Raw genomic sequence first — 7,123 nt, 5'->3', positions numbered from 1 at the left:
CCACCCACCAGAGCCTTCAGACCCCCACCCGCAGGCAGTTCCCCCTGGGAAAACACCTGGCCGAAGGTAGCCACACCGCTTTCCAAAGTAGCAGCGCCGGCATTCTCAAGAGAGAGATCGATTTTCATATTTCTCACAATAACTGCGCGAGATGCAAAGGACTAAATCAACCCCAAGCAGTGCATCTCGACGTCCTCGACTCCATTCCGAAACAAAAAGTCTCAGAACGACTCGGCTAATTCCCCTCTTCCACTCCACTTCGCGGGGGTTTCGATTCCACAGATCACTTTCAATTGCAAATCCGCGCCTTGACTACATGGCATGCGACACCATTACTACCCGGGCAAAAAGCCTGGGCTTTGCTATGGGATTGCAAACACGCAACAAAATGGCGCCTGCCCTGTTTGTCCCTCGACCAGAAGGCGGAGGGGCCAGCGTGCAGCCGAAAGAAATCGTGATCGTGGGCGGCGGCGCGGGTGGCCTGCACCTCGCCACAAAGCTGGGCCGCCGGCTGCGCCGTAGCGGCCTGGCTCGCATCACCCTGATCGATCGGTCCTACAGCCATGTCTGGAAGCCGCTGCTGCACGAGGTCGCGGCCGGTACTCTCGATACCGGCGTGGAGCAGGTTGGCTTCGTGCCCCAGGCCAGCCGCAACGGCTTCCGCTACTGGCCGGGCGACATGATGGGGCTGGACCGGGCCGGCAAACGCATTCGCCTGGCACCGCTTCTGGACCGGCAGGGGCAGGAAATCCTGCCGGAACGCGAGGTGCCATATGATATTCTGGTCATGGCCGTCGGCAGCACCGCCAATGACTTCGGCATTCCGGGCGTGCTGGAACATACCCGCTTCATCGACAGCCGCGCGCAGGCCGAGGCTTTCAATGCCGCGTTGAGAGCCGAGGTGATCCGCTGCATCGCCGGGCCGGACAATGCGACGCTGGACATCGCCATCGTCGGAGCCGGCGCCACGGGGGTGGAACTCTCGGCCGAGCTGAACACGGCGCTGGACCTCGCCACCGGCTACGGCCTGCCCAATCTGCGCGACCGGCTGCGCCTCACGCTGGTGGAAACCGCGCCCCGCATCCTGGGCGCGCTGCCGGAACGCGTCTCCGCCTCCTCCAAGGCGGTGCTGGAGCGGGAGGGCGTGACAGTGCTGACCAATGCCCAGGTCTCCGCGGTGGAAGCGGATGCGCTGGTGCTGAAGGATGGCCGCCGCATCCCGGCGGTACTGAAGGTCTGGGCCGCCGGCATCAAGGCGCCCGCCTTCCTGCGGGAGCTGGATGGGCTGGAGGTCGCCCGCAACAACCAGCTCGTCGTCCGCCCCACGCTGCAAACCACGCTGGATGACTCGATCTACGCACTGGGCGACTGCGCCTCCATGACCCCGCCCGGTGCCGAGCGGCCGCTACCCGCCACCGCCCAGGTGGCGCACCAGGAAGCGCCCCACCTGGCCAAGAGCCTGGCCGGGTTGCTGGAAGGGCGCGAGCCCCTGCCCTTCACCTATCGGGACCAGGGGGCGCTGGTGGCGCTGGGCCGCTACGATGCTTTCGGCAGCCTTGGCCGGCGCGGGCTGTTGGGGAAGCCGGGCGGGCTCTTCATCGAAGGCTGGTTCGCCCATCTCAGCTACGCCTCGCTCTACCGCCGCCACCAATTGCGGCTCTTCGGCTTCTGGCGCGCGCTGCTCTACTGGATGGCGGATGCGCTGCGCCGCGCCAGCCGCCCCGGCGTGCGGTTGGAGTGACCGGCCAGCGGCTTCCACAGGGGCAACGATCCGTCCAGCGTGGCGGCGCTACCGAGAGGACCCGACCACACCGAAGATGCTGGAGCCCGGCATGCCGGTGCGGATAACGGTGGAGCTTTTCCCCACCGCCAATCTGCTCAAGGCGGTGCACCGCATCCGGCTGGACATCGCTTCCTCCGAGCTCCGCATTACGCAACCCCCAGACCGGAGAGCCCGAGGGCGCTGGCGGCGGATGCGGGTGGCGGAGAACACGGTCTTCGTGGATGCGGCGCGGCCTTTCCGGCTGGTGCTGCCACTGGTCAGGTAAGGCGGTAAGACTCCCTCCGGACCTCACAGCATCGGAACAACCCGACATGCCGGATTTTGCCTTTCAGCAGGTGGATGTCTTTTCCTCCCGCCCCCTCAAGGGCAATCCGGTCGCGGTGGTGAACGGTGCCGACGGCCTGTCGGACGCGCAGATGGCCGCCTTCGCCAATTGGACCAACCTGAGCGAAACCACCTTCCTGCTGCGGCCGGCCTCGGCCGAGGCCGATTACCGCCTGCGCATCTTCACGCCGCAAAGCGAGTTGCCCTTCGCCGGGCATCCGACCCTGGGCAGTTGCCACGCCTGGCTGGCATCCGGCGGCAGTCCGCGCGGCGAGGAGATCGTGCAGGAATGCGCCGTCGGGCTGGTGCGCCTGCGGCGGGAGGGCAGCCGCCTCGCCTTCCAGGCGCCGCCGCTGCGCCGCTCCGGCCCGGTGGAGCCGGCGCTGCTGGCGCGCATCGCCAAAGGGATCGGCGTGGCGCCGGAGCGGATCACGGCCTCCAACTGGGTGGATAACGGCCCCGGCTGGGTGGCGGTGATGCTCGGCTCCCGCGCCGAGGTGCTGGCGCTGCGGCCTGACTACCCGGCACTGTCGGGCCTCCAGCTTGGCGTGGTGGCGCCCTGGGACGCGGCGAGGGACGGCACCGAGGCGCAGTTCGAGATGCGCGCCTTCTGCTCCGACCTCGGCGTGCCGGAAGACCCTGTGACGGGCAGCCTCAATGCCGGGCTGGCGCAGTGGATGATCGGCAGCGGGCTCGCGCCCACCTCCTACGTCGCCAGCCAGGGCACCGCGCTGGGGCGTGAGGGCCGCGTCCATGTCGAGCAGCGCGGCGGGGAGATCTGGGTGGGCGGCGAGGCCGTGACCTGCATCTCCGGCCGCGTCACCCTCTGAGGTTCAGAACACCACGGTCTTGTTGCCGTTCAGGATGACACGGTCATCCAGGAACAGCCCGATGGCCCGCGCCAGCACGCGCCGCTCGATATCGCGGCCCTTGCGGATCAGGTCCTCGGGCGTGTCGGCATGGGTGATACGCTCCACGTCCTGCTCGATGATCGGGCCTTCATCCAGGTCGACGGTGACGAAATGCGCCGTGGCGCCGATCAGCTTCACGCCGCGGGCATGCGCCTGGTGATAGGGCCGCGCGCCCTTGAAGCCCGGCAGGAAGGAATGGTGGATATTGATGCAGCGGCCCGGCAGCTTGGCGGCCAGTCCGTCCGACAGCACCTGCATGTAGCGCGCCAGCACCATCAGGTCGGCGCTGCTCTGCTGGAACAGGCGCCACATCTCGGCCTCCTGCTCCATCTTGGTGGCGCGGGTCACCGGCAGGTAGTGGAAGGGGATATCGGCGAAATCGAGATGCGCGTAGGTCTCGCGCGGGTGGTTGGCGATGATGCCGGCGATCTCCATCGGCATCTCGCCGGTGCGCCAGCGGTAGAGCAGGTCCGCCAGGCAATGGTCGAACTTGGAGACCAGCAGCATGACGCGCCGCTTCACCGCCCGGTCCCGCAGAGTCCAGGCCATGCCGAAACGCTCCGCAACCGCGCCGATCGCCTCGCGCAGCGCTTCTTCCGTTGTGGCGGGCACCATGTCGAAGACCACGCGCATGAAGAAGCGGTTGGTGGTGGTGTCGTCGAACTGCTGCGCCTCGCGGATATCGCCGCCGGCCTGGAAGAGCGCACCGGCCACGGCGGCAACGATGCCGGGGCGGTTGGCGCAGTTCAGGGTCAGGACATAGGAGGCGTGCAGGGCTTCGGTCATCTCGCGTCTCGGCTCACTTGGCCGCCGGGGGTAGGCCCTGGCGGCAGCCATGCCAAGGCGCGAAATTCCGTAATCTGGTATTCCGGGGCATAAGGGCCCGGTGCAGACCGAACCTCCTTTCGTCGCCGTGCTCGGCGCCGGCCCCGCCGGGCTGATGGCGGCCGAGACCATCGCCGCCGCAGGCCATCCGGTGCGCGTCTTCGACCGCATGCCCTCCCCCGCCCGCAAGTTCCTGATGGCCGGGCGCGGCGGGCTGAACCTGACGCATTCCGAGCCGCTGGACACCTTCCTGGCGCGCTATGCCGAGGCGGCACCGCAGCTCGCCTCCACCATCCGCGCCTTCCCGCCCGAGGCGCTGGTCGCCTGGGCGGAGGGGCTGGGGCAGGAGATGTTCACCGGCTCCTCCGGCCGGGTTTTTCCGCGTGCGCTCAAGGCCTCCCCCCTGCTGCGCGCCTGGCTGGCGCGGCTGGCCGGCCAGGGCGTGGCGGTGCTGCCCCGGCATGAATGGCTGGGCTTCGCCGCTGATGGCGCGCTGCGCCTCGGCACCCCTGGCGGCGAAGTGGTGCTGCGCCCGGCGGCAACGGTGCTGGCGCTGGGCGGCGCCTCCTGGCCCAGGCTCGGCGCCGATGGAAGCTGGGCGGGGCATCTGCCGGGGGTCGCGGCGGCACCCTTCCGCCCTTCCAACATGGGCTTCCGCATCAATTGGTCGGCGGTGTTCCGGGAGAAGTTCGAGGGCACGCCGCTGAAGCGCATCGCCCTGTCCTTCGGCGGGAAAACGGTGCGGGGGGAAGCGGTGGTGACGGCACGCGGCATCGAGGGCGGCGCGGTCTATGCCCTCTCGGCCCCGTTGCGGGAGGCCATCGCGCGCGATGGCGCCGCCACCCTGCTGCTGGACCTGCGGCCGGACTTGGATGCCGCCACCCTGGCGCGAAAGCTGGATGTAGCCCGGCGAGGGCAGTCGCTTTCCACCTTTTTGCGGAAGGCTGCGGCCCTGCCGCCGGTGGCCATCGGCCTGGTGCAGGAGGCGCTGCATGCCGGCAGCACCGCCCCGCTTTCCGAACTCGTCAAAGCCCTGCCCTTGCGGCTGGAGGCACCGGAGGGGCTGGACCGCGCCATCTCCTCCGCCGGCGGCATACGGCTGGAGGAAGTGGACGCGCGGTTCATGCTGCGCGCCCACCCGGGAGTGTTCGCCGCCGGTGAGATGCTGGACTGGGAAGCCCCCACCGGCGGCTATCTGCTGCAGGCCTGCTTCGCCACCGGCCGCGCCGCCGGCCTGGGCGTCGCGGCCTGGCTGCGCGGCGCCTGATCAGGCGCCGATATCGGCCTCCATCTCCTTCACGGTATGCGGCGGCAGCACCAGGGAGGGGCGCGGCGGGGTCAGCGGGATGCCTTCCTCGTCGAAACGCTGCTTCAGCCGCAGGTTGAAGGCGCGGCCCACGCCCCACTGCTTCAGCGCCCGCGTCTTCAGCCCGCCCATGATGGTGATGCCTTCCGGTGTGAACTGGTCCACGCCCCAGATCTCCAGGCCGGTCAGCATGTCCGGACCCAGGACCGGGTCGTCCCGCAGGCTCTGGCCCACTTCCTTCATCACTTCCATCACCCGGTCCAGGTGGGCGTCGTAACCCACCACCACCTTGACCGTGTAGACGCCGAGGCCGCGCGAGCGGTTCTTCAGCGCCTTGATCTGGCTGAAGGGAATGGTGTGCAGCGCGCCCTCGCCGTCACGGATGCGGACGGTGCGGATGGTCAGGCTTTCCACCGTGCCGTTGCGGTCGCCGGTATCGATGGTGTCGCCGATGGCGATGGTATCCTCGAACAGCATGAACAGGCCGGTGATCACGTCCTGCACCAGCTGCTGGGAACCAAAGCCGAGGGCCACACCGAAGATCGACACACCACCCAGCAGCAGCGCGACATTGACGCCGAGGTTGCTGAGGATGGAGATGATCGTCAGCACCACCAGCACCACGAAGGCGAAGTTGCGCAGCAGCGGCAGCAGCGTCCGCACGCGGGTGGAATGGTCCCGTGCCCGGCTGGTGTTCTCCCGCGGCAGCAGGGCGAAATCGACCGCCGTGTCCACGGTTGCCCAGACCAGCCAGGCCACCAGCAGCACGGCGGCGATGGAGAGGATCGGCCGGACGATGGCCAGCCCGATGCCGCCGCTGACCCAGGCCACGGCATCGACGCCCCAGATCCGCAGCCCCACCACCATGATCATCAGGGAGGCCACCACGCGCACTGCCTGCCGGGCCAGCCCGAGGTAGCGCCAGACCAGCCGCCGGGGCAGGCCGCCCTTGCCGTTATGCAGCACCCCCGCCAGCCGCGCGAAGCCGCCCGAGATGGCATAGGCAATGGCCGAGATGACGACGATGGCCCCCACCGTGACCATGGCCCGGCCGATAAAGGAGCCGCCACCCACGCCGATGAGGCGCGAGATCAGGTGGCCGCCGACGATCAGCAGGCCCAGCAGGTGCCAGTTGGCGGCCAGCTGTTCCGCGATCATCTTGTGCAGCTTGGTCTTTTCTTCCGGATGCTCGGTATGCCGGCGGCTCAGCAGCCGCTGCACGCCACGCCGGCGGTGGATGATGAAGAGGACGGCGACGATGCCGAGCGTCAGGTCGACCAGGAAGGTCAGCACCGCCGCCACGTCCCAGCCCAGGGTCCAGCGCAGTTCCGGCGCCCGCAGCATGGTGCTGGTGACGGAGAGCATGGCCAGGGCACCGACCCAGGGCATGATACGCCGCTCGGCGTAGGCCACGATGCGCCAGCCGCGCAGCGGCCCCAGCAGGAACAGCAGCGGCCCGCCCAGGCGCAGCACCAGGCTGCCCACCAGGAAGGGCACCGCCACCCCGAGGAAGAGCCGCGCGCTGTCACCCGAGCGCGGCAGGATGGCAGGCCAGGCCAGCATCAGCACCGCGGCCGGCAGCCAGGGCGCGAGGCGGCGAGCGGCATCCAGCCCGGCATTGCGCCAGAGCCGCTGCCGCCGCTCCATCCGGAAGCGGGTGCCCTGCGGCAGTGGCCGCAGCCAGGGCAGCATGCGCAGGCCATAGAGCAGCACCAGCCCCAGCCCCCAGCCGGTGCAGGCCCAGAGCAGGAAGCCCAGGGCATTGCCGGAGGTGAAGGCATTGGACAGCCGCGTCTCGGCCTGACCGGCGGCGGCGCTGACCCGCGCGGGAATGGAACCATCGGTGACCTGCTCCCGCACGGTCCTGCCGACATCCGTCAGCCCCACCGCCACGGCGCCCAGCAGGCCGCCCTCGGGCGGCGCTTCCTCGGCAGGCTCGGCCGCCGCGGGGGCGCCCGGGGTGGCGGCGGGGGC

Annotated in this window: 6 protein-coding genes; 4 read left to right on the top strand and 2 right to left on the bottom strand. The window is 69.3% G+C overall.

The genetic code is table 11. The features are described from left to right. Positions 1 to 436 precede the first annotated feature (436 nt). The 3 genes from IBL25_RS23295 to IBL25_RS23285 are packed head-to-tail and all read left to right on the top strand — an operon-like array spanning position 437 to position 2,937. Positions 437 to 1,741: an NAD(P)/FAD-dependent oxidoreductase gene (locus tag IBL25_RS23295; protein ID WP_367615673.1), complete on the top strand. Its 1,305-nt coding sequence runs from the start codon at positions 437 to 439 to the stop codon at positions 1,739 to 1,741. Then, entirely contained in the window at positions 1,698 to 2,048 is a 351-nt protein-coding gene (locus IBL25_RS27410; RefSeq protein ID WP_187780871.1) for a CocE/NonD family hydrolase C-terminal non-catalytic domain-containing protein, read from the top strand. The genes IBL25_RS23295 and IBL25_RS27410 overlap by 44 nt, the downstream gene beginning before the upstream one ends. 46 nt (positions 2,049 to 2,094) lie before the next feature. After that, positions 2,095 to 2,937, top strand: a complete 843-nt coding sequence (locus IBL25_RS23285) for a PhzF family phenazine biosynthesis protein (RefSeq protein WP_187780870.1) — start codon at positions 2,095 to 2,097, stop codon at positions 2,935 to 2,937. A gap of 3 nt (positions 2,938 to 2,940) precedes the next feature. Here the strand turns inward: IBL25_RS23285 and purU are convergent, their stop codons facing one another. Further along, complete coding sequence (gene purU / locus IBL25_RS23280) at positions 2,941 to 3,804, bottom strand: formyltetrahydrofolate deformylase (protein ID WP_187780869.1); 864 nt, start codon at positions 3,802 to 3,804, stop codon at positions 2,941 to 2,943. A gap of 100 nt (positions 3,805 to 3,904) precedes the next feature. On the opposite strand from purU, the gene IBL25_RS23275 reads away from it, so the two are divergent. Further along, on the top strand, positions 3,905 to 5,110 hold the full coding sequence (locus IBL25_RS23275) for a BaiN/RdsA family NAD(P)/FAD-dependent oxidoreductase (RefSeq protein ID WP_187780868.1): 1,206 nt from the start codon (positions 3,905 to 3,907) through the stop codon (positions 5,108 to 5,110). Here IBL25_RS23275 and IBL25_RS23270 read toward each other — a convergent pair. Beyond that, positions 5,111 to 7,123: mechanosensitive ion channel family protein (locus IBL25_RS23270; protein ID WP_187780867.1), on the bottom strand; the 2,013-nt coding region annotated here is incomplete at its 5' end.

The sequence above is a fragment of the Pseudoroseomonas ludipueritiae genome (genome assembly GCF_014490445.1).
In the GTDB taxonomy this organism is placed as follows: domain Bacteria; phylum Pseudomonadota; class Alphaproteobacteria; order Acetobacterales; family Acetobacteraceae; genus Pseudoroseomonas; species Pseudoroseomonas ludipueritiae.
Note: the sequence above shows the minus strand (reverse complement) of the source record. Positions and strands in the feature narration are given on the sequence as shown.